This window comes from Kocuria sp. LHG3120, assembly GCF_049897445.1.
Lineage (GTDB): Bacteria > Actinomycetota > Actinomycetes > Actinomycetales > Micrococcaceae > Kocuria > Kocuria rosea.
Genome location: NZ_JAFCWG010000007.1, coordinates 36,269 through 55,608, shown reverse-complemented (window position 1 = coordinate 55,608; position 19,340 = coordinate 36,269). Strand labels below are relative to the sequence as shown.

The following is a 19,340-nucleotide window of genomic DNA, read 5'->3' as shown; positions in this document are numbered from 1 at the left end:
GTTCCGTCCGGTCGCCGGTCTGCCGATGGCTAAGCTCGGGGGACGACGTCGAGCTGCTCCGCGGGGCAGCCTCCGAGGCCGCGGCGCCACGTGCCGTGGGCTCGGGGGAGGAGGCCATGTGCAGTCACTGACCGTAGGGGTTCTCGCTGATCCGGGGTTGCCGGAGAAGGTGGCCCGCCGGGTGGCCGAGGACCTGCCGCGGGCGCTCGCGGAACGCTCCGGCCGGGAACGCTCCGGCCCGGAGATCTCCTGGACGGTGGAGGTCAGCCGCGAGACCCTGCCCCTGACGGCCGAGGGGAACATCCCGCTGCTGGACAAGGCCGGCCGGCTGCGCGAGGAGCACGGGTGGGACTTCGTGGTGTACCTGACGGACCTGCCGCGCGTCCACGACGGGGAACCGCTGCTCTGCGAGGTCGGCGCGGCCGACGCCGCGGCGCTGGTCTCGCTGCCGGGCCTGGGCGCTGACCACTTCTCCCGCAAGGCCTGCCGGCTGCTGGCCGCCCTGGTCGGCGCGATCCGGGACGGCGCCGAGGACGCCCCTTCGCCGTCCGCGGTGCACGGGGCCCTGGGACGGGCGGCGGCGCGCAAGGTCTCCTCCGGGGAGGCGGGAGGCGCGGCCTACGTCGTGCTTCCCGGGCGGATGAACCGGCTGCGGCTGCTGATCGGCATGATCCTGAGCAACCAGCCCGGGCGCCTGCTGCCGGCCCTGGCCAGCTGCGTGGCGGCCGCGGCCGCCACCGGCGCCTTCGGCATCTTCTACGCCTCCATCTGGAACATGTCCGACGTCCTGTCCCCGGTCCGGCTGGCCACGATCAGCGTGGTGGTCACCGCCGCGCTCAGCGGCTGGCTCATCCTCCACAACGGCCTGTGGAACCGTTCCGCGGACGACGGCGAACCCTGGCGGTCCCGGTCGGACAACGCCTCCACCGTCATCACCGTGTGGCTGAGCGTGGCCCTGATGTACGTGCTCCTGTGGGCGATGCTGCTCCTCGTGGGCCTGGCGGTGATCGAGGCCGGCTACCTCGAGTCCCAGCTGGGCCATCCCGTCGATCTCCTCGACTACCTGCACCTGTCCTGGCTCGCCGCGTCGCTGGGCACCCTGGCCGGCGCCCTGGGCTCGAACTTCGACAGCGACGAGGCCATCCGCGAGGCCACCTACAGCCGCCGGGAGCACCAGCGCCGCCGGCTCGCCGACACCTACGACGACTGACCCGGCGTGGCCGGGTCACCCCCGCAACCAGCGGGCTCAGGCCAACAGGGCCTCGGCCGCGCGGCGCCCGGAGCGCAGGGCGCCCTGGGTCGAGCCGTCGGTGCGGTGGTCGCCGCACACGTACAGGCCGTCGCCGAGGGCGGCGGGCCGGTCGGCCACGAGCCCGGGCGGCTGCTCCGGCAGCGCCCGGCGCACCTCGTGCACGGTCAGCAGGTCCCAGGCGGCGGCGTCGGCGGACCAGATCGTGCCCAGCTGCCGGCGGACGTCGGCCTCGGCGGGGAGCTCGGCGCCCCGCGGCAGGAGGGCGGTCGCCTGGATCAGCGCCCGGCCGTCCGGGGCGTAGCTGGGGGCGGCGTTGCTGACCACGGCCGTGTCGACGAGCGGGCCGGTCGACTCGCCCGGCAGGACCAGGCACCCGAGGTCGGAGGGCGCGGCGTCCGCCGCGAACCACCAGGTCGCCTCGCCCTTCATGGGGGTGTCCGGCAGGTCCAGGAGCCGGGCGGCGGCCGGGCCCTCGGTGGCCACGACCACGGAGGACGCCCGCCAGGCGGCGTCCCCGGCGCCCACGGTCCACCCGTTCCCGGTGCGCTCCACCGCGTCCACGCGGGCACCGAGGACGGCCGGGGACCGGAGCCCGTCGTGGATCCAGGCCGGGAGCGCGCCCATGCCCCCGGAGGGCAGACCGGGGGTGCCGAGCAGGAACCAGCCGACGAGCTCGCGCACGAAGGCGGCCGAGGTGCGGCCCTCGTCCTCGAGGATCACGCCGGCCAGGAACGGCTCGAGCACCAGGTCCCGCAGCGGTCCCCGCACTCCTGCGGCGTCGAGGGACTCGTGCCAGGGCAGGTCCCGCCGCTCCCGGCGCCGCGCGCGGGGGTCCAGGCCCGGGGCGAGCCAGGCCGCCAGGGCGGGCAGCCGGCGCAGCTCCACGAGCGGGCTGCGCAGCGTCCCCGGCAGCCGGGAGGGGACGCGGCGGGGGTCGGCGAGGACGTCGATGCCGTCGCCGCGGCGGACCCCGGCGGCGGCGTCGAACTTCTGGATCCCCAGGGCCGCGACGTCCACGCTGCGCCGCAGCTCGGTGTAGGCGGGGTTGAGGACCTGGAACCCGCGATCGCAGCGGAAGCCGTCGACCGTGTCGGTGCGGATCCGGCCCCCGACGCCGTCGGAGGCCTCCAGCACCACCACGTCCAGTCCGTGCCGTTCGAGCAGGTGGGCGCACTGCAGGCCGGCGAGCCCGGCGCCGACGACGACGACGTCGTGGTCCACGGGAACCTCCTAGCGGATCGGGACGGCCGCGGCGGGATCGAGCTCCGCGGCCGGTGCCGCGGCCCGGGCGGGGATCGTGAACAGCGCCGACTCTACGGTCAGGCCCGGCCCGAACGCCAGGGCGCAGACGGTGCGGGTCTCGTCCGCCGGGGCCGCGTCGATCACCTGGCGCAGGACGTGCAGGACGGTCACGCTGCTCATGTTGCCGCGCGTGGCGAGCACGTCGCGGGACTCCCGCAGCGCCTCGGGCGGCAGCCCCAGGGTGTCCTCGAGCTTGTCGAGGATGCCGCGGCCGCCGGGGTGGAGGGCCCAGTCGGTGATGCGGTCCCGGTCGACGGACCCCTCCGGCCCGTCCAGCAGCGCGGCGAGGGCGGTGTGGATGTTGTCCTCGAGGACCTGGGGCACCGCGGCGCCGAGGATCATCTCGAACCCGGCGTCGCCGATGGTCCAGGCCATGGCGTCCTCGCCGTCCGGGATCACGAGGGTGCGGAACCGGTCGAGCTCGAGCAGCGGGGTGACGCCCTCGGGCGTCCGCGCGCTGACCACGGCCGCCGCGGCGCCGTCGGCGAAGAGCGCGGCCCCCCTGATGGCGTCCGGGTCCCGGGCCGGGCGCAGGTGCAGCGTGCACAGCTCCACGGCCACGAGCAGGACCACGGCGTCCGGGTCCGCCGTGGCGATGGCCGCGGCCTGGCGCAGCCCGATCAGCCCGCCGTGGCAGCCCATGAAGCCGATGTGCGCACGGCGGACGGCCGGGTCGAGGCCGAGGTCCCGGACCAGCTGGTAGTCGGGGCCCGGGGCGAAGAAGCCGGTGCAGGAGACGGTCACCACGTCGGTGACGGTCGCGGGGTCGAGCCCGGGGCAGCGGGCGAGGGCGTCCCGCGCGGCCTCGGCGAAGAGCGCGGGGGCCTGCTCCACGTAGGTCCGGTTCCGGACGCCGGTGAGGGGGGTCAGGAACCGGCCGTCCTCCGTGATGTACGGGGATCCGGCGCGGGCGCCGTCCTCGACCAGCTCGGACAGCACCGTGTGCCGGCGCTGGACCCCGGAGGCGCCGAACACCGTGCGCAGCAGCCGGGCGTTGAGCCGGTCGGTGCCGGGCTGGGCCTGGTAGAGGTCCTGGGCGTCGGTCTGCTCGAGCACGTGCGGCGGGAGGGCCGTGCCGAGGGACAGGAGTGCGGGCGTCATCCCGTCCAGTATCCGTCCTCGGGCCGACAGGTGCCACGGAGGGCGCGCGGGGACCGGGCGGACCCGCGGCCGGCGGGTCCGCCCGGGGCCGCCTCAGACAGTGCGGGTCGCGGCGTCGAAGTCCAGGCGCGGCAGCCGGTCGTGGCGCGGGGCGGCGGGGGCGCCGATGTTCACGACCATCAGCGCGCGCAGGCTCGTCCCCGCGTGGAACTCGGCGTCCACCCCGGGAGCGTCGAAACCGCCCATGGGGCCCGCGGCGAGACCGACGGCGCGCACGGCCAGCACGAAGTACCCGGCCTGCAGGTGGGCGTTGTCCCGGCCCATCTGCGCGCGCAGCTCCTCGTTGCCCGCGAACATCTCCTGGTTGCCGGCGGCGGGCGGGAAGACGACGGGCAGGTGCTCGTGCCAGTCCACGTCGTAGCTGAGCACCGCGACGGCGGGCGCCGCGGCGGTCTTCGCCCGGTTGCCCTCGGCCATGTGGGGGAGCAGACGCTCCCGGGCCTCCGCGGAGCGGATCCACGTCACGCGCAGCGGCTGGATGTTCATGGCCGTGGGGCCCATCCTGGCGAGCTCGAAGGCCGCCCGGAGCTGCTCGTCGGCCACGGGCTCGTCGAGGAACTCCGAGGCCGTGCGGGCCTCGCGGAAGAGGAGGTCGGCGGCGAGGGCGTCGAGGGTGAGCTGGTCCTGCAGGGTCTCGGGGGCCACGGGGTGTCCTTTCGGAGGCACGGTCATCTTGATGTACACGTCAACAAAGAGCGGGGCGGGTCTATGCCGGGGACGTCGTGTGCCGTCCGTCACGTCGCGGCGCCTCCCGCTGGGTACCCTGGCCCCATGCCCCTCCGTCTCCCGCAGCTCCTGTCCGGACCGGACCGCCGCGCGGCCCGCTCCGGCGCCGAGGCGGCACGCGCCCTCCGCCTGGGCGCGGCCCTGTGCGGGACGGGCGTGCTCCACCTCGTCCGGCCCACGCTCTTCGACGGGCTGATCCCGCGGTCCCTGCCGGGCCCGCCCCGCGCCTGGACGCTGGGCTCCGGGGCGGCGGAGATCGGCGTCGGGGCGCTGCTGCTCCGTCCCGGCACCCGCCGCGCCGGCGGCTGGGCCGCGGCCGCCCTGTTCGTGGGCGTGTGGCCGGGCAACGTCACCATGGCCTGGCGGGCCCGCCGCGGCTCCCCGGTCCGGCGGGCCGTGACGCTCGTGCGGCTCCCCCTGCAGGTCCCCCTGATCGCCACAGCCCTGCGCATCGCCCGGGCGGGCTGAGGGCCCGCCGCCCGGCCCGGGGGCGTCCCCCGGACCCCGGTCCACGGGGTTCGCATTCGGTCACACACGCACACCGTCCCTACGCTGGGCAGAGCACAGGAGTGGGGGCTCCGTTTCCGCAGGGGGATCGCTCTCGCTCCAGTCCATCGGGGGGGTGGGCCGTGCGCACCATCCCGCCTCCCGTCCCGACGGCCGGAGGAATCCTTGACCACCACCCGCAGCACCACCGCTTCCCTCGCGCTCGCGGCCGCCCTCGCCCTCGTCCCGCTGGGCTCCGCCGCGGCGGAGCCCGGGGCCGCCGCGACCGCGGGCCAGGCCGTCCAGCCGGTCCCGGCGGCCACCGGAACCGCTCCCGGTGCCGACTCGGCAACGGCGGCGGCGACCGACCGCGTCGTCGTGAAGTTCCGGGACGGCACCGCCCCCGAGGACTCCCGCGACGTCGTGTACGCGCAGGCCGCCGGCCGGTCCGGGGGCGCCGGGCTCGTGGAGACCACGGCCACCGCGGACGGCGCCCAGGTGGTGCGGACCGACGGGATGCTGGCCGGCGCCGAGCTCGACGCGCTGACCACCGCCCTGGAGCAGGACCCCGCCGTGGAGTACGCGGAGCCGGACCTCCTGGCGACCACCACCGCCGTGCCGAACGACCCGTCCTACGCCGCGCTGCAGTGGAGCCTGTGGGACGACCCGGCCGGACTGGGCATGCCCCTCGCGTGGGACCGGGCCACCGGCGCCGGGCAGACCATCGCCGTCGTGGACACCGGCATCACCGCCCACCCCGACCTGGACGCCAACGTCCTGCCCGGCTACGACTTCGTCTCCACGGCCCAGAACGGCCGGGACGGCGACGGGTGGGACGCCGACCCGACGGACATGGGCGACTACCCCGACGCCGTGCTGTGCCCCAACAGCCCCATGCCCCCGAGCTCCACCTGGCACGGCACCCACACGGCCGGCATCGCCGCGGCCGACGCGAACAACGGACTGGGCGTCGCGGGGGTGGCCCCGGACGCGAGGATCCTGCCCGTGCGCGCCGTGGGCGCCTGCAGCCAGGGGTACATCACCGACGTCGCCGCCGGCGTCCTGTGGGCCGCCGGCGCCCCGGTGGCGGGCGCCGCCGCCAACCCGAACCCCGCGACGGTCATCAACCTCAGCCTCGGCGTGCCGGGGGAGTGCCCGGCGGTGCTGCAGTCCGCGATCAGCGAGGCCGTGAACCGCGGGATCCCCGTGGTCGTGGCCGCGGGCAACCAGGCCGTGGACGCCGCGCAGTCCGCGCCGGCCAACTGCGCCGGCGTGATCTCGGTCGCCGCGACGGACGTCTCGGGCGCGCTGGCCCCCTACTCCAACTTCGGCTCGGTCACGGTCGCGGCCCCGGGCGGGGACCCCTACGCGCAGATCCTCTCGACCGGCAACGCCGGGGCGCAGGGCCTCGGCGCACCCACGTACACGGAGCGCAACGGAACGTCCATGGCGGCCCCGGCGGTCGCCGGCACCGTGGCGCTGCTCCGGGAGCTCGCCCCGGGGCTGGGCGTGGCGGGTCTCCAGGACGCCCTGACCTCGACGGCCCGGCAGGCCCCCGGCGGGTGCGCGCCCGGCTGCGGCGCCGGCATCGTCGACCCGGTCTCCGCGCTGGTCGCGGTGCAGGGCGGCGAGCCCTTCAGCACCGCGGGCGGCATCGGGGCGCTGCACCGGAAGATCGGCGCGACCACCGGCGAGGCCCGCTCCCGGGAGCTGTGCGCCCTGGGCGGCACGCCCTGCTTCCAGGAGTTCGCCAACGGCTGGATCGTCTGGAACGCCGGCCTCGGGGCCCGCTGGCAGCAGGTCCTCCCGGCCCAGTGGTGGGCGATCCCCGCCGCCGGCTGACCCTCGCCCCGCCCGCCGGCGCCGTCCACCCGCTCGGGGTGGGCGGCGCCGTCGTCGTCCCCGGGCCGTTCCTCCGGAACGACCTCAAAGTCCAGCGAAAAGCATGGATCTTCCCATTCGGTAACACGAGCAAACGCTCCGTACGCTGAGCGCAGCGGCGCCGGCTCCCCTTCCCGTGGTCGGCGCGCCGCAGCTCCCCCGCTGCGCGCTGCACCCCCACCGGCTGGAGAGTCCATGACGTCCTTCCACGGCCGCGCCCTGACGGCCGCCCTGGTCCTGATCCTGGCCGGCGCCGCGGCCCCCGCCACGGCCCGGCCCCCGGTCGGGACCACCATGCCCGCCGCACCGGCGCCCGCGCCCGCTGCGGAGGGGGCCGGGAGCCCCGGCGCGACCGACCGGGTGATCGTGAAGTTCAAGGACGGCGCGGAACCCGCCCCGCTGGCCCGCGAGCGCGTCTACGCGGAGGCCGCGGAACGGATCGCGCCCGGGGGCGCGGCGGCGGGCGAGCCGGCGGCGGCGCCCCTGCTGGACGAGATCAGCCGGACCGTGGACTCGGCCCGGGTCGTGGCGGCGGACGGGCTCCTCGACGCGGAACAGCTCGAGACCCTGACCGGCGCCCTCGAGGAGGACCCGGCCGTCGAGTACGCCGAGCCGGACCATCTCGCGAGCATCGCCGCGGTGCCCGACGACCCGTACTACGCGACGTCGCAGTGGAACCTCCAGCCCGCCGCGGCAGGCCTCGACCTGCCCAGCGCCTGGGACCGGGCGACCGGCAGGGGCCAGACCATCGCGGTCGTGGACACCGGGATCACGTCCCACCCCGACCTGGACGCCAACGTGGCACCGGGCCACGACTTCGTCTCCCTGCACGCCGGGGGCGTGCAGCCGGGCCACTCCCGCGACGGGGACGGCTGGGACCCTGACCCGCAGGACGAGGGGGACCACGCCGGTCCCGGCGAGTGCGGATCCGGCTCCGCCGCCCGCTCCTCCTCCTGGCACGGCACGCACACGGCGGGCATCGCGGCGGCGCGGGGCAACAACGGCACCGGTGTGGCCGGTGTCGCCCACGGCGCGACGCTCCTGCCGGTGCGCGCCCTCGGGGCCTGCGGGGACGGGTACGTGTCCGACATCGCCGTGGCCATCGCCTGGGCCGCCGGCGAGGACGTCGACGCCGTCCCGGCGAACCCCCACCCGGCGACCGTGGTGAACCTCAGCCTGGGCTTCCTCTCCAGCACGTGCCCGGCCGCCCTGCAGGACGGGATCGACCGGGCCCTGTCCCGCGGGGCGAGCGTGGTCGTGGCGGCGGGCAACCACGACCGCGACGCCAGGATGGAGTCCCCGGCCAACTGCCGGGGGGTGATCACCGTGGCCGCCAGCACCGCCCGGGGCGCCCGCGCCGGGTACTCCAACTGGGGCCGGGTCACGCTGGCCGCCCCGGGCGGGGACCCCGCCCGGCAGATCCTGTCCACCGCCGACACCGGGAGCGCCCGGCCCGGCGGCGGCACCTACTCCTACAAGTACGGCACCTCGATGGCCAGCCCCACGGTCGCGGGGGTCGTGGCGCTGGTCCGCGAGACGGACCCGTCCCTCTCCCCGGCCCAGGTCAAGGAGGTCCTGGTCGCCACGGCCCGGCCCCTGCCCGGGTCCTGCCCGGGCGGCTGCGGCGCCGGGCTCGTGCACCCCAGGGCCGCCGTCGCCCGGGCCACGCTCCAGGAGGGCTACCGCACCCAGGGCGCCATCGGCGCCCTCCACGCCCGGATCGGCGCCTCCACCGGGGCGCCGCGCTCGCACGAACGGTGCGGCCTCGCCCAGGACGGCTGCTACCAGGAGTTCGAGCGCGGGGCCGTCTACTGGAGCGCGGACTCGGGCGCCCGGTGGGTGCACGGCGGTGTGCGCGGCGCCTGGAACCGCGCCGGCGGCGTGAACGGCCTCCTCGGCTATCCCCGGACCGGGGAGCGCGGCAACGGCGCCGGCGGCGTCCACCAGCAGTTCCAGCGGGGCACGGTCGTCTGGAGCGCCGGGACCGGTGCGGCCCCCGTGCACGGCGCCGTCGGCGCGCGCTGGGCGGCCCTCGGCGCGGAGACGGGTCTGCTGGGGCACCCGCTGGGCGGTGAGCACCGCGGCCCGGCCGGCGGGGCGCACCAGTCCTTCGAGCGGGGCAGGATCCTGTGGTCGCCCGCGACCGGCGCGCAGCCCGTGCGCGGGGCGATCGGCCGGGCCCACGCCGACCTCCGGGGCGAGCACGGCCGCCTGGGCTACCCGGTGACCCCGGAGCAGCGCTCCGGGGACACGGTCGTCCAGCGCTTCCAGGGCGGATCGATCGGCTACCGCCACGGCGCGATCACGGTCTCCGCCCGCTGAGCGGGCCCGGGCCGCCCGGACCCGCTTCAGGAGTTGAGCTGGTGGATGCGGGCGCTCAGGACCGTGGCGAAGCCGCACCAGCCGGCGTAGGGGAGCAGGGCGGCGCCGTGCAGGGGCCGTGCCTGCGCCGCCCGGCGCGCGAGATCGGCGGTGCTGACGGTCAGCGCCGCGGCCGTGACGGTGGCCAGGCCGGTGTCGTGCTTCGTGAAGAAGACCCAGCTCCACCCCGCGTTGAGGGCGAGGTTCAGCGCGAGCGCCCGGCGGTAGCCGCGCTCGCGCCGTGCTGCCTCGGACGGGGCGCACCCCGGGCGCCGGATCGTCCGCACCCGCGGGCCGCGCCGGCGCGCGCCCGGGCGGGTCTGCCGCTGCAGCTCGGTGAGCACGGCCGCGGAGGTCACCGCGAGATCCGCGTAGAGCACGGTCCACACGACCGGGAACACGGCGGCCGGCGGCTGCAGCCCCGGCTTCCGCAGGTCCCGGTACCAGGGGCTGTCCACCCCGGCGGAGGCCGCGGTGCCGGCCGCGGCGGCCGCCCCCGTCTGCGCGCTGGTCTTGAGCAGGTTCGTCCAGAACATGGGTCAGTCCTTCGTCTCGGTGGTGTCCGGGTCCTCGGCGGCGTGCCGCCTCCCGACGGCGTCCCGGGGGCCGGTGCGGTCCGGTGGGCCGGTGCGGTCCGGTGGGCCGGCGCCGTCCGGACGGGTGCCGCCGGAGGCGTCCGCCCGCTGCCGGGCCCAGGTGCCCAGGATCCCGGCGACCACCGCCCCGGCGTGGCCGGCGGCCATGTCGCCCATGGTGTCCAGGTAGCCCACGTTCACCTGGGGGTCCACGAGGTAGTAGCCGGCGAACTCGAGGTACTCCCACACGAGGGCCAGTGCCGCGCCCAGGGAGCTGACCAGGACCACGTGGGAGACCGGGCCGGGGGACGAGAGCCGGGACCAGCGCTCGAGGGCGCGGAACGTCAGCTCGGCCAGCACCGCGGTGGCCGCGAAGTGGACGACCAGGTCCCAGTGGTCGTACCTCTCGTAGAGCAGGAACACGGAGCTCCAGGCCGCGACCAGCAGCGTCAGGTCCGTGGTGATCTCCAGGGCCGCGGGCAGCCGGGCCCGCCACGTGATGGTGATGGCCAGGCACACGAGCATCATCACGGAGGCGCCCACGGCGTCGAAGAACAGGGCGGTGAGCAGCACGGAGAGCGGGCCGAGCCACCGCACCGCCAGGGCGAGCCGGCTCATGCGCGGCCCCCCGGCAGCCGGTGCCCCAGGCGCGCCTGCCACCGCTCCCACGGGCGCTCATCGGCCCAGTTGAGCCGGATCGTCCGGAAGGCGCGCGCCAGCCGGCGGACGGCGGGGCGCCCGCCCCGCAGCGCCCGCGGGGACATGCCCACGGACAGGCCGGGCCGGAAGAGGATCCGGTGCGCCGGGTCCAGCCGGAAGCTGAGGTCGAAGTCGTCGTGCAGCTCCGGGTCGTGCCGGTGGACGCCGTCCCGGACCTCGAGCCACCAGGAGCGGCGCATCGCCATGTTGGTGCCGAACAGGGGAGGGTGGGCCAGCGCGGCGGCCGTGCTGAGCACGTACAGGCCGATGTAGAGGGCGGAGAGCAGCCGGTCGAGGCCGGGCGGCAGGCCGTGGAAGCGGCCCGGGCCGGCCACGGCGACCACGTCCGGGCGGGACGCGAGGGCCGCGAGCAGCCCGGCGATCCACTCCGGGCCGGGGACGGTGTCCGCGTCGCAGCGCACCACCACCTCCCCCCGGGCGGCGTCGTAGCCGGCGGCCGCGGCGGGCGGGATGCCCGGCGCGGGCTCGTACACCACGCGGGCCCCGGCGGCGCGGGCCACGTCCGCGGTGCCGTCGCTCGAGGCGTTGTCCACCACCACGACCTCGTCCGGCGGCCGGGTCTGCGCGGCGAGCAGCCGCAGGCAGCGCGCGAGGTGCACGGCGTCGTCCCGGGCCGGCACGACCACGGACACCGTGGGGGCACCGGGCGCCCCCGGGGGCGGGAGGTCCGGTCCGGCGGGGTCTCTGCTCTCCGTCATGGCCCCATTCTCTCGCGCCCGCGCCCTAGAATCGGCACATGCAGTCCGACGAGGGCACGATCAGCACGTCCGGCGCCGCGGCGCCGGGCGGCAGCGCGCACCGGGGGCGGCGCGGATTCGACGTGCTCTTCCTGCTGCAGCAGTTCAGCACCGAGGCCGAGCGGTACGCGGACCAGGTCCGCCGCCGCTTCGGGCTGGCGCACAAGGACGTCCACGCCCTCAACGAGGTCATGCAGGCCAACCGCGCCGGCCGCCCGATCCGCGCCGGGGACATCGCCCGCCGGCTCGTGCTCAGCGGCTCGGCGACCACCACGGTGATCAAGCGCCTGGTCGCCGCGGGGCACCTGGTGCGCGCGGTCGACCCCCGCGACCGGCGGGAGGTCAGCCTGCAGGCCACCGAGCACGCCTACCGCTCCGGCCGCCAGATGTTCTCGGCCATGGGCGAGGAGGTCCTGGCGGTGCTCGACGACTGCACCGACGAGGAGATCGACGTCCTGCGGCGGCGCCTGCCCGAGCTCACCGAGGCGGTCCGCCGGGCCGGCCACCGGGCGGGGGAGGGCGCGCCCGAGGACGGGGCGGCGACCGGGGGGACCCCGCCCGCGGCGGCTCCGGAGGGTTCCGGGGCGGCTCCGCGCACGGCGTGACACGGACAATTGATTCGATTTTCGAAGGACTGTGGTGGAATGGGGGAATGGTGACGGTCTTCTCGCGCGAATCGGCCTTCTCGAGCGCTCGTCCGGGCACCGGGACGCGGACCGGGCACGGCGGGGGGCGAGAGCCTGCCCGGGTGCCCGTCCTGGAGGAGTTCCTCGCCGAGGCCACCGGCCGCGCCGAGGCCGTGGACCCCGGCTTCGCCCGGCTGTGGGGCGAGGTCGCCCGGCTCAGCTCCGGCGGCAAGCAGATCCGTCCGCACCTCGTGCGGCTCACGGCCGGCGCCTATCCCGCGCCCGAGCCGGACCCCGTGGTCGAGTCCGTCGGGGCGGCGTTCGAGCTGCTGCACACCGCCCTCATCGTGCACGACGACGTCATCGACCAGGACGAGCTGCGCCGGCACCAGCCCACCATCAACGCCGCCGCGGCCTCCCGGGCGTTCGCGTCCGGCTCGGGGCCGGACCAGGCGCGCCAGTACGGCGCGAGCGTGGGCGTCATCGCCGGGGACCTCGCCCTGGCCGGCGCGTACCGGCTCGTGGCCCGCTCCGGGCTCTCGCCCGAGCGGCTGCCCCGGGTCCTCGACCTGCTCGACGCCGCCCTGTTCTCCTCGGCCGCGGGCGAGCTGCTCGACGTCGACCACACCCTGCCCGGGGCCCGTCCCGGCCGCGAGCAGATCCTCGCGGCCACGTGCCTGAAGACCGCGGTCTACTCCTTCGAGACCCCCCTGCAGGCCGGGGGAGTGCTCGGCGGGGCCCCCGACCGGGACGTGGAGGTGCTCGGGCGCCTCGGCCGGACCGTGGGCACCGCCTACCAGCTCGTGGACGACCTGCTCGGCGTCTTCGGCGACCCGGAGGCCACGGGCAAGTCCGCGGTCAGCGACCTGCGGGAGGGCAAGCGGACCATGCTCGTGGCCGCCGCCCAGCGCACGCCCGCCGGTGAGGAGCTCGACGCGATCCTGGGCCGCCACGAGATCAGCAGCGAGCACGCCCTGCGCGCCCGCGACCTGCTCGAGCAGTGCGGGGCGCGGCAGGAGGTCGAGGACATGGTCGCCGGGTGCGCGGCCGAGGCCCGTGCCCTGCTCGACGCCGCGGGGCTGCCCCCCGCCCTCGAGGAGGACCTGCGCCGCATCGTGGCCGGGGCCACGGAGCGCATCCGGTGACCGCCGCCCAGCACACCGGGTCACCGGCCGAGGCCGCCGCCCGGTACGACGCCACCGCCCAGCAGGCCGCCGCGACCGTCATCCGCCGCTACTCCACGTCCTTCGGCCTCGCCTGCCGGCTGCTGGGCCCGGAGATCCGCCCGCACGTCTACGCCGTCTACGCCCTGGTGCGGATCGCCGACGAGATCGTCGACGGCGCCAGCGCCGGCGCCGGCGTCCCGCCCCGGGGCTCGCGGGAGCTGCTGGACGGCCTCGAGGACGAGACGTACGGGGCGATCGAGCGCGGCTTCAGCAGCAACCTCGTGGTGCACGCCTTCGCCCGCACCGCGCGCCACGCGGGGATCGGCCCCGACCTCGTGCGCCCGTTCTTCGCGTCTATGCGCGCCGACCTCAGCGAGGACCGGCACAGCGCCGACTCCCTCGACGAGTACGTGTACGGCTCGGCCGAGGTCGTGGGGCTGATGTGCCTGCAGGTCTTCCTGGCCGGCCGCACCGTGCCCGAGCGGCGCCGCGCGCAGCTCGTGGCGGGGGCCCGCCGCCTGGGCGCGGCGTTCCAGAAGGTCAACTTCCTGCGCGACCTGGCCGAGGACTACGGGGAGCTCGGCCGCGTGTACTTCCCCGGCGTGGAGCCGGGGGAGTTCTCCGAGACCGAGAAGAACCGCCTCCTCGACGACATCGACGCCGACCTCGCGGCCGCCCGCGCGGTCATCGACGACCTGCCGGGGTCCTCCCGCGCCGCCGTCCTCGCCGCCCACGACCTGTTCCGGGAGCTGTCCGTGCGGATCCGCGCCACCCCTGCCCGGGAGCTGCTGAGCTCCCGCATCCGCGTGCCGAACCCCCGCAAGGCCGCGCTCGCCGCGGCCGCCGTGGTCAGGGCGCACACCCGCCGCCGCCCCACCGGGCCCCGGGGGCGGCACGCCGTGGTGGTGGGGGCCGGAATCGCCGGGCTCGCCGCCGCGGGCCTGCTCGCGAAGGACGGGTGGGACGTGACCGTCCTGGAGCGCGGGAGCACGACGGGCGGGCGCGCCGGACGGCTCGAGCGGGACGGCTTCCGCTTCGACACCGGGCCCTCCTGGTACCTCATGCCGGAGGTCTTCGACCACTTCTTCCGGCTCATGGGCTCCAGCGCCGCCCAGGAGCTCGAGCTGCTCCGCCTGGACCCCGCCTACCGGGTCTGGGGCGAGCGCTACGAGCAGCCCATCGACATCCGCTCGGACCTCGAGGACACCGTGGCGCTGTTCGAGTCCGTGGAGCCCGGGGCGGGCGAGCGGATCCGGGCGTACCTGGCCTCCGCGAAGCGGACCTACCAGCTGGCCGTCGACCACTTCCTCTACACCTCCTACGCCTCGTTCACGCCGCTGCTCACCCGGCCGGTCGTGCGGGGCCTGCCCGAGCTCGCCCGGCACCTCACCGGCTCGCTGCACGACTTCGCCGCCGGCACCGTGCAGGACACGCGGCTGCGGCAGGTGCTCGGCTACCCCGCCGTCTTCCTGGCCAGCGCGCCCCGGATGACGCCGTCGCTCTACCACCTCATGAGCCACATGGACCTCACGGACTCCGTCCAGTACCCGCAGGGCGGGTTCCGCCGGGTCGTCGAGGCCGTCGAGCGGCTCGCCGTCGCCCACGGGGCACGGATCCGGACGGGCGCGGACGTGGTGCGGATCAGCACCTCCCCGGCCGCCGAGGGCCCCGTCGGGGCCACCGGCGTCGTGTGGCGGGACGCGGACGGGGCGGAGCACGAGCTGGCGGCGGACGTCGTCGTCTCGGCCGCGGACCTGCACCACACCGAGACCGCGCTGCTCCCGCGCGAGCTGCAGAGCTACCCGCAGCGGTACTGGGACCGGCGCCAGACCGGCCCCGGCGCGGTGCTCGTGATGCTCGGGGTCCGCGGAGAGCTGCCCGAGCTCCCGCACCACAGCCTGTTCTTCAGCGAGGACTGGGACACGAACTTCCGGGCGATCTTCGAGGAGCCCACGAGCGTCCCGGACCCCGCGTCCGTCTACGTCTGCAAGCCCTCGGCGACCGACCCCGGCGTGGCCCCGGACGGGCACGAGAACCTCTTCGTGCTGATCCCGGTCCCCGCCGACCCCGCGCTGGGCGCGGGCGGACCGGACGGCACCGGCTCCCCGCGGGTCGAGGCCGTCGCGGACCGGGTGATCGACCAGGTCGCGGCGTGGGCCGGTGTGCCGGACCTGCGGGAGCGCGTGGTGGTGCGCCACACCGTGGGCCCCGAGGACTTCCGGCGGGACTTCAACTCCTGGCGCGGCAACGTGCTCGGTCCCGCCCACGTGCTCAAGCAGTCCGCGTTCTTCCGGGGCGCCAACCGCAGCCGGAAGGTCGCCGGCCTGCACTACTGCGGGGCCTCGACGATCCCCGGCATCGGCCTGCCGATGTGCCTGATCAGCGCGGAGATCCTGCTCAAGGACCTGCGCGGGGACACCTCCACCGGACCGCTGGCAGAACCCCTGGTGTCGCGCGGATGAGCTTCGTGTACCTCGGCTTCCTGCTCCTCAGCCTGGCCGGGATGGTGCTCCTCGACGTGCGGGAGCGGCTGTTCTTCGCCCAGGACCCCCGCCGGGCGGCCCTCGTGCTGCTCGCTGGCCTGGTGTTCTTCCTCGCCTGGGACGTCGCCGGGATCAGCCTCGGGATCTTCCTGCACAGCCGCAGCGCGTGGGCGACCGGCTGGATGGTCGCCCCGCAGATCCCCGTCGAGGAGGTCGTGTTCCTCGTGTTCCTCTGCTACCTGACGATGAACCTCGTCCGGCTCACGGAGAAGGCGCTGGCGCGCCGCTCCGCGGCGGCCGGTCCGGCCCGCGGAGGAGCGGACGCCCCGTGACCTACGCCCTCGTGATCCCCGTCTTCCTCGCGCTCGCCCTGACCCCGGCCACCCTGCTGGTCCGCCGGCCCTCCCCGGCGCCGCCGCGGCGCCGGGCCCTGGCCGTGCTCGGGATCTCCTTCGCCGTGCTCGCGCTGCTGACGGTCGTGTTCGACAACCTCATGATCGCCGCCGGGTTCTTCGACTACGGGGCCGGGCACATCACGGAGCTGCGGATCGGCCTCGTGCCGGTCGAGGACTTCGCGTACCCGCTCGCCGCGCTGCTGCTGCTGCCCTCGCTGTGGTGGGGGCTGGCCGAGCGCGGCCGGCTCACCGCCACCGTGCGCACCCTGGTGGCCACCTCCCGGCCGGTCTCCTGGGTCAACACCGCCTACCCCTTCGCGGCGGCCTATGTCCTGACCACGGGCCGGGTGGACCTGCCCCTGGTGGTGGGGACGCTGTTCTTCCTCTTCCCGTACAACCTCCTGATGTACGGGATCAACGACGTCTTCGACTACGAGTCCGACCTCCGCAACCCCCGCAAGGGCGGTGTCGAGGGCGCGCTCGTGGACCGCTCCGAGCACCGGTCGGTCCTCGTGGGCTCGGTGCTGACGGCGCTGCCGTTCCTGGCGTACCTGTTCCTGGCGGGCGGGGCCGCCGCGGCGGGGGTGCTCGGGATCAGCCTGTTCGCGGTGGCGGCCTACAGCCTGAAGGGGCTGCGCTTCAAGGAGGTCCCGTTCCTGGACTCGGCGACCTCCGCCACCCACTTCGTGTCCCCGGCGGTCTACGGCCTCGTGCTCGCCGGCGCGGCCTGGTCGGGGGGACTCGTGGCCCTGTGCGCCGGGTTCTTCCTGTGGTCGATGGCCTCGCAGGCGTTCGGGGCCGTGCAGGATGTCCAGGCGGACCGGGAGGGCGGGCTGCGCTCGATCGCCACCGTCCTGGGCGCCCGCCCCACGGTGTGGGCCGCCGCGGCCCTCTACCTCGCCGCCGGGGTGCTCCTGCTGCTCGCCCCCTGGCCCGGGCCGGTCGGGTCCCTCCTGGTGCTGCCCTATCTCGCCAACCTCGTGCCGTTCCTGACCATCACGGACGCCGGCTGCGAGCGCGCCAACCGGGGCTGGCGGCGGTTCCTGTGGCTGAACTACCTCACCGGGTTCCTCGCGACGCTGCTGCTGCTCTGGGCGTGGGAGCTCGCCCGCTGATCGGCCGCCCGGCCCGGGGCGGGGACCTGCCGGGGGCTCCGGCCCTACCCGAGGCGCTTCAGCAGCTTGTCGGTCGAGATCATGGCGCCGCCCAGCACCGCGGGCAGCCCGCCGCCCGGGTGCACGGATGCGCCCACCCGCCACAGCCACGGCCGCAGCGGACTCGTGTGGGCCGGGGCGTGGAACGGGCCGCTGCGCCACGCGGGACGCACGGCGCCGTAGAGCGCCCCTCCTGCCGAGCCGTGCGCGGCGAAGTACGCGGGGTCCAGGATCTCCGCGCTCCGGAAGCGGTCCGTGATCGGCCCGGGCAGCCCGAGCACCCGCGCCGTGCGCTCGAGCTCGCGCGCGACGAACGGGTCCTCGAGGGTGTAGGACTTCCCGTTGGCCGGCGCGGTCAGCAGCAGGGCGAGCGTGGCCGCGCTGTTGGGGTGGCCCGCGTGCGCCGGATAGTGGTTGGCGAAGGCCATGGTCTGCTCGGGCTCGGTCCCGGCCTCCAGGTCGGCGTAGAGGTCGGCGGGCCGGTCGGGCATGATCACCCCGTGCCGGGGCGTCCCCTCGGGCAGCTCGTGGTCGAGCACGGCGTAGACCGCGATCGCCGAGCAGCTGAGCCGGCGCGGGGCCCGGGGCGCGCGCCCGGCGAGCAGCCCGTCCAGCCGGTGGGCGTCGAGCCCGCTGACGACGGCGTCGGCCGGGTACGCGCCCCGGGCAGTCAGGACGCGCCGGCGGGCGACGGAGGTCACCGGCTCCCCGGTGCGGAGCTCGACCCCGGCGTCCACGGCGAGGCGCCGGAGCGCCTCGACGAGCTCGTAGACCCCACCCCGGGGGATCCAGACGCCGTCGCGCGCCATGACGGCGGGCATGCTCGCGTACAGGGCCGGGGTCCGTGCCGGGCCGACACCGGCGTTGAGAGTGTGGATGGCGATGACCTCGCGCAGGCCCTCCGGCATCCAGGTGAGGCTGTCGAGGTAGTCGCGGGTCGTGAGCCGGCGCCCGTACAGCGTCCCGAGCCGGCCCAGCGCGGGATAGGCCGCCCGGTCCAGCACGTCGGTGGTCAGCAGCCGGGTGATGTCCGGGCCGAGCACGCCGTGCTCGGCCTCGAATCGGGTCCAGGCCGCGTGCCAGGGGTGCCCGGGCGGGACGGGCAGCTCGCACCGGGTGCCGCGGTAGTAGTACGTGCCGACCGCGGGCAGGCGCTCCAGCTCCAGCCCGGCGGTCTCCTCGGCCCTCGGCGCTCCGGCTCCCGCGGTGCCGGCGTCCCGCAGCCGGTCCAGGCGGCGGAGGAGCTCCTCCCACACCCCCGGGAAGGTGAAGAGGGACGGTCCGGTGTCCAGGCGCTGCCCCTCGGCCTCGAGCCGGCGGCTCTTGCCGCCGAGGTGGTCGGCGGCCTCGAGGAGGGTGACGCGGTGACCGGCGTGGCCGAGCAGCACGGCCGAGGTCAGCCCCCCGATCCCCCCGCCGACGACGACGACGCGGCTCACGGGTACAGCCCGAAGAACAGCGCCACCGTCAGCTGCACGCCGGCCACGGCGCCGGCGACGTAGGGGAACGCGATCGAGTACCGGTACAACCGGTGCCCGGTCCCCGGCCTCGGGTCCCGCAGGAGGGAGACCACGAGCCACCCGGCGATGAGCGCGTTGACCGCGGCCACCGGGAGGCTGACCAGCGCGAAGCCCAGCGTGGACACGGCCCACCAGCCGCCGCTCCACAGGGCCGTCCCGCGCGCGCCCAGCCGGACCGCCGTCGTCGTGATGGCCACCGTGCGGTCCTCCTCGATGTCCTGGACGGCGTCGAACGCGTGCTTGGCCACGCTCCAGGCCATCAGGCCGAGGGCCGCGGGCCACACGGGGGCCGCCCCGAGCGCGTGGGCGACGAAGACCAGCGGCAGCGCGTAGGCGGCGTTGCTCAGGGAGTCGAGGTATGCCCGGGCCTTGAAGCGCAGGGGAGGGGCCGAGTAGAACACGAAGACCAGGACGTACAGCGCGATCCAGCCCAGCGCGGCCGGGGGCAGGGTCACGGCGAACCAGACGACGAACGGCACATTGGTGACGAGCACCGCGGTCAGGATCGTGCGCACCTCCTCGGACCGGATGAGGGCTCCCTCGAGCGAGCCCTTGCGGGGGTTGAGGGCGTCGGTGTCCTGGTCGAAGACGTCGTTGACGCCGTAGATCAGCAGGTTGAAGGGGAGGGTGAGCCACAGCAGCAGCGGCAGCGCCTCCCACTGCCAGAGCGAGCCCGCCAGCCACATGCCCACCACGCCGGTGCCCAGGGCGTTGATCCAGAGCACCGGTCGCGAGATGTGCACGATCCGCTGGAGCGCGGGGGCGAATCCGGCCTGGGGCACGGCGGCGGACCTC

17 protein-coding genes are annotated in these 19,340 nt (G+C 75.9%); 9 read left to right on the top strand and 8 right to left on the bottom strand.

All coding sequences use genetic code 11. From position 1 onward, the window contains the following. Positions 1-118: 118 nt before the first annotated feature. Complete coding sequence (locus ACP7CD_RS14120; RefSeq protein ID WP_426120462.1) at positions 119-1,210, top strand: hypothetical protein; 1,092 nt, start codon at positions 119-121, stop codon at positions 1,208-1,210. A gap of 36 nt (positions 1,211-1,246) precedes the next feature. Here ACP7CD_RS14120 and ACP7CD_RS14115 read toward each other — a convergent pair whose 3' ends face one another. From ACP7CD_RS14115 to ACP7CD_RS14105, 3 genes are all read right to left on the bottom strand, one after another. After that, a complete protein-coding gene (locus tag ACP7CD_RS14115) occupies positions 1,247-2,473 on the bottom strand; it encodes an NAD(P)/FAD-dependent oxidoreductase (protein ID WP_426120461.1) in 1,227 nt (408 codons plus the stop codon). Between the two features lie 9 nt (positions 2,474-2,482). Continuing rightward, positions 2,483-3,655 carry a type III polyketide synthase gene (locus ACP7CD_RS14110; RefSeq protein WP_133410964.1) on the bottom strand — a complete coding sequence of 391 codons (1,173 nt, stop codon included), beginning with the start codon at positions 3,653-3,655 and terminating at the stop codon, positions 2,483-2,485. Between the two features lie 93 nt (positions 3,656-3,748). After that, positions 3,749-4,360 (bottom strand): malonic semialdehyde reductase, encoded by a 612-nt coding sequence (locus ACP7CD_RS14105; protein ID WP_207307521.1) that lies wholly within the window; start codon positions 4,358-4,360, stop codon positions 3,749-3,751. 126 nt (positions 4,361-4,486) lie between these two features. On the opposite strand from ACP7CD_RS14105, the gene ACP7CD_RS14100 reads away from it, so the two are divergent. The 3 genes from ACP7CD_RS14100 (at position 4,487) to ACP7CD_RS14090 (ending at position 9,130) form a co-directional block, all read left to right on the top strand. Beyond that, the gene (locus ACP7CD_RS14100) at positions 4,487-4,909 is read left to right on the top strand and encodes a DoxX family protein (RefSeq protein WP_426120460.1); all 423 of its coding nucleotides are present in this window, start codon (positions 4,487-4,489) and stop codon (positions 4,907-4,909) included. Between the two features lie 204 nt (positions 4,910-5,113). Beyond that, positions 5,114-6,769 (top strand): S8 family serine peptidase, encoded by a 1,656-nt coding sequence (locus tag ACP7CD_RS14095; RefSeq protein ID WP_426120459.1) that lies wholly within the window; start codon positions 5,114-5,116, stop codon positions 6,767-6,769. A gap of 234 nt (positions 6,770-7,003) precedes the next feature. Continuing rightward, positions 7,004-9,130, top strand: coding sequence for a S8 family serine peptidase (locus ACP7CD_RS14090; protein ID WP_426120458.1), 2,127 nt, complete (start codon positions 7,004-7,006; stop codon positions 9,128-9,130). Between the two features lie 26 nt (positions 9,131-9,156). Here the strand turns inward: ACP7CD_RS14090 and ACP7CD_RS14085 are convergent, their stop codons facing one another. From ACP7CD_RS14085 to ACP7CD_RS14075, 3 genes are read right to left on the bottom strand one after another with little or no spacing between them, the layout of a single operon-like run. Further along, on the bottom strand, positions 9,157-9,705 hold the full coding sequence (locus tag ACP7CD_RS14085; RefSeq protein WP_115163501.1) for a TspO/MBR family protein: 549 nt from the start codon (positions 9,703-9,705) through the stop codon (positions 9,157-9,159). A 3-nt stretch (positions 9,706-9,708) separates the two neighbouring features. Then, the gene (locus tag ACP7CD_RS14080; protein ID WP_272026728.1) at positions 9,709-10,362 is read right to left on the bottom strand and encodes a hypothetical protein; all 654 of its coding nucleotides are present in this window, start codon (positions 10,360-10,362) and stop codon (positions 9,709-9,711) included. Further along, entirely contained in the window at positions 10,359-11,162 is an 804-nt protein-coding gene (locus ACP7CD_RS14075) for a glycosyltransferase family A protein (RefSeq protein WP_095651197.1), read from the bottom strand. Before ACP7CD_RS14075 ends, ACP7CD_RS14080 begins: the two co-directional genes overlap by 4 nt. A 38-nt stretch (positions 11,163-11,200) precedes the next feature. Here ACP7CD_RS14075 and ACP7CD_RS14070 point away from each other — a divergent pair, with 38 nt between their 5' ends. From ACP7CD_RS14070 to ACP7CD_RS14050, 5 genes are all read left to right on the top strand, one after another. Next, positions 11,201-11,806: a MarR family winged helix-turn-helix transcriptional regulator gene (locus ACP7CD_RS14070; protein WP_035923226.1), complete on the top strand. Its 606-nt coding sequence runs from the start codon at positions 11,201-11,203 to the stop codon at positions 11,804-11,806. Positions 11,807-11,949: 143 nt separating this feature from the next. Then, complete coding sequence (locus ACP7CD_RS14065; protein WP_031283749.1) at positions 11,950-12,972, top strand: polyprenyl synthetase family protein; 1,023 nt, start codon at positions 11,950-11,952, stop codon at positions 12,970-12,972. After that, positions 12,969-15,455: a phytoene desaturase family protein gene (gene crtI / locus ACP7CD_RS14060; protein ID WP_426120457.1), complete on the top strand. Its 2,487-nt coding sequence runs from the start codon at positions 12,969-12,971 to the stop codon at positions 15,453-15,455. The genes ACP7CD_RS14065 and crtI overlap by 4 nt, the downstream gene beginning before the upstream one ends. Beyond that, entirely contained in the window at positions 15,452-15,808 is a 357-nt protein-coding gene (locus ACP7CD_RS14055) for a lycopene cyclase domain-containing protein (RefSeq protein WP_017834831.1), read from the top strand. The genes crtI and ACP7CD_RS14055 overlap by 4 nt, the downstream gene beginning before the upstream one ends. After that, positions 15,805-16,986: a prenyltransferase gene (locus ACP7CD_RS14050; protein ID WP_017834832.1), complete on the top strand. Its 1,182-nt coding sequence runs from the start codon at positions 15,805-15,807 to the stop codon at positions 16,984-16,986. The genes ACP7CD_RS14055 and ACP7CD_RS14050 overlap by 4 nt, the downstream gene beginning before the upstream one ends. A gap of 44 nt (positions 16,987-17,030) precedes the next feature. On the opposite strand, the gene ACP7CD_RS14045 is transcribed toward ACP7CD_RS14050, so the two are convergent. Together ACP7CD_RS14045 and ACP7CD_RS14040 are read right to left on the bottom strand one after the other, a co-directional pair. Then, entirely contained in the window at positions 17,031-18,464 is a 1,434-nt protein-coding gene (locus ACP7CD_RS14045; RefSeq protein WP_109243072.1) for a phytoene desaturase family protein, read from the bottom strand. Beyond that, entirely contained in the window at positions 18,461-19,327 is an 867-nt protein-coding gene (locus ACP7CD_RS14040; protein WP_426120456.1) for a UbiA family prenyltransferase, read from the bottom strand. Before ACP7CD_RS14040 ends, ACP7CD_RS14045 begins: the two co-directional genes overlap by 4 nt. Positions 19,328-19,340 lie beyond the last annotated feature (13 nt).

Bases quoted from the DNA above. Each gene is read 5' to 3' on its own strand.
- ACP7CD_RS14100 (WP_426120460.1), top strand. From the start codon at position 4,487: ATGCCCCTCCGTCTCCCGCAGCTCCTGTCCGGACCGGACCGCCGCGCG.
- ACP7CD_RS14055 (WP_017834831.1), top strand. From the start codon at position 15,452: ATGAGCTTCGTGTACCTCGGCTTCCTGCTCCTCAGCCTGGCCGGGATG.
- ACP7CD_RS14110 (WP_133410964.1), bottom strand. From the start codon at position 3,655: ATGACGCCCGCACTCCTGTCCCTCGGCACGGCCCTCCCGCCGCACGTG.
- ACP7CD_RS14090 (WP_426120458.1), top strand. From the start codon at position 7,004: ATGACGTCCTTCCACGGCCGCGCCCTGACGGCCGCCCTGGTCCTGATC.
- ACP7CD_RS14085 (WP_115163501.1), bottom strand. From the start codon at position 9,705: ATGTTCTGGACGAACCTGCTCAAGACCAGCGCGCAGACGGGGGCGGCC.
- ACP7CD_RS14070 (WP_035923226.1), top strand. From the start codon at position 11,201: ATGCAGTCCGACGAGGGCACGATCAGCACGTCCGGCGCCGCGGCGCCG.
- ACP7CD_RS14080 (WP_272026728.1), bottom strand. From the start codon at position 10,362: ATGAGCCGGCTCGCCCTGGCGGTGCGGTGGCTCGGCCCGCTCTCCGTG.
- ACP7CD_RS14075 (WP_095651197.1), bottom strand. From the start codon at position 11,162: ATGACGGAGAGCAGAGACCCCGCCGGACCGGACCTCCCGCCCCCGGGG.